At 63.9% G+C, this 1,693-nt stretch carries 2 protein-coding genes; both read right to left on the bottom strand.

The annotated features are described in order from the left end of the window. Positions 1–2 precede the first annotated feature (2 nt). Positions 3–1,379: an ISL3 family transposase gene (locus tag MFF61_RS33720; RefSeq protein ID WP_238242218.1), complete on the bottom strand. Its 1,377-nt coding sequence runs from the start codon at positions 1,377–1,379 to the stop codon at positions 3–5. Positions 1,380–1,470: 91 nt separating this feature from the next. Next, a complete protein-coding gene (locus MFF61_RS33715) occupies positions 1,471–1,671 on the bottom strand; it encodes a hypothetical protein (protein WP_238242217.1) in 201 nt (66 codons plus the stop codon). Positions 1,672–1,693: the final 22 nt, after the last annotated feature.

Genomic DNA, 1,693 nt, shown 5'->3' with positions numbered 1-1,693 from the left:
GGCTATCCGGATTTGAGTGTGGAAGCGCCATGGCCGCCGAACCACCTCTGAATGTGGATCTGAAGGCAGTGATTGCAGACGGTCCGCTGGTTCGTGACGGCCGAAACAAGCTGGATGCTGTCCCGACCGGAACCCGTTGGCTTCACCGGCCAGAGGCCCAAGCACTCCTCGCAGACGGCGTAGCGCGGGACGTCGAAGGAGGTCATGCTGATAGCGCGTGCTCTGATAGCCTCGAAGCGGTAGCCGCGGCCCGCCCGGTTCGCGATCTTGACGAGCCCGTTCATGGCTTCGGTGTAGGCGTTCGTGAACGGGTGATCGAAGAAGGCGAACACCTCCTCGCGCCACTCCAGGATCGTCTTCGCCAGACCCTCGAAGTCCTCGCGGAACTCCGGGGCGAGCGCGCCGCGCCACTTGTCGAAGCGGATCTCGGCGTCCTGCCTCGACGGCTCGCCGTGCCAGATGTCGTAGAAGTCCTCCTTGGTCTGCCACGCGATCTGGAGGAGCGGATCGTTCTTCAGCATTCCATCGAGGACGAAAGCGCGTTGCGGGCTCAAGTTGTGGCGACTGGATTGCAGCAGCCGTCGCGCCCGCCAGGGATTGCGACGGCCCTTGCCGGTCTTCGTCCGCCGGATGCGGTTGCGGATCGCGTCGAGTTTCTTGTTCATGATCCGCTGGACGTGCCAGCGGTCCGCGATCACCTTCGCCCCTGGCAGCAACACGCGCACTGCCTGCCGGTACGGGTCCCAGAGGTCCATCGTGACGAGTTGGATGCGCTCCCGGCGAGGGAGCAGCGACAGCCACCGCTCCACCTGCGGTCGGTTCATCGTCTCGATCAGGTCGAGGATGCGGCGCGAGCCCACATCCGTGAAGATCGACCGGCGATGACCACCGTCGAGCGTCAGTTCGTCTATGCCGAGCACCACCGGGGCTGTCGGCCTGTGAGCCGACAGCAACTCCTCGATCTTGGCGTTGCAGATATCCCGGATGGTCTTCTCGTCCACACCGATGTCGCGTGCCACGCGGGCATAGGTCGAAACGAGCCCCTGCGCCTCGATGTACTCCACGCAGCGCCGCGTCATGAGCCGCTTCGGGTCCATGTCCGGCAGAGGCTGGTTGAAGGTCTTGCCGCAGTCTCGGCATCGATACCTCTGGACCGTCACGCGCACAGTGGTGAGGCGGCCGTGGACAGGCGCATCCGTATAGTCCACAGCCACGGGACCGTGTTTGTAGGGCTGCCGGATGGAGCCGCACTTCGGGCAGTGGTCGGGCGCGAGATCGTAGCTCGCCTCCACCCGGTAGCTATTGCGGTCCGGCTTCTTCACGTCCTCAACCGTCCAGTCCGGCAGGTAGAGCGCGTTGGTGATCTTCTTCTCGGACATGCGGCCCCTCAACGGGGGCACGCTGCCAGAACCGGATTAAAATGTGGAGGCGTCAGCTACATTCCTGGCCGGGACTGAAGCAAAGCCACAGCTAGGGCTTGCCGCGGAGACGATCGCGCCGCGCGATGAACTCGGGCGTCATGGCCTTGTGGAGCGCGGTCCATGCATCCATGACCTCCGGCGGGGCGTCTGGCGCCAGGGCTACCACTACATCGTCAACTTCCCAGAAGGCGCGTTCCAGGCGCTTGCGGACGCCTTCGGACACGATCTCATAGGCGCTTTGCTGGTCCATCATTTTTCCCCTTAGTCATGAG

Source organism: Methylobacterium isbiliense, assembly GCF_022179325.1.
GTDB classification, from domain to species: domain Bacteria; phylum Pseudomonadota; class Alphaproteobacteria; order Rhizobiales; family Beijerinckiaceae; genus Methylobacterium; species Methylobacterium isbiliense.
This window is presented reverse-complemented; position numbering and strand designations above follow the sequence as displayed.

Bases quoted from the DNA above. Each gene is read 5' to 3' on its own strand.
- MFF61_RS33715 (WP_238242217.1), bottom strand. From the start codon at position 1,671: ATGGACCAGCAAAGCGCCTATGAGATCGTGTCCGAAGGCGTCCGCAAG.
- MFF61_RS33720 (WP_238242218.1), bottom strand. From the start codon at position 1,379: ATGTCCGAGAAGAAGATCACCAACGCGCTCTACCTGCCGGACTGGACG.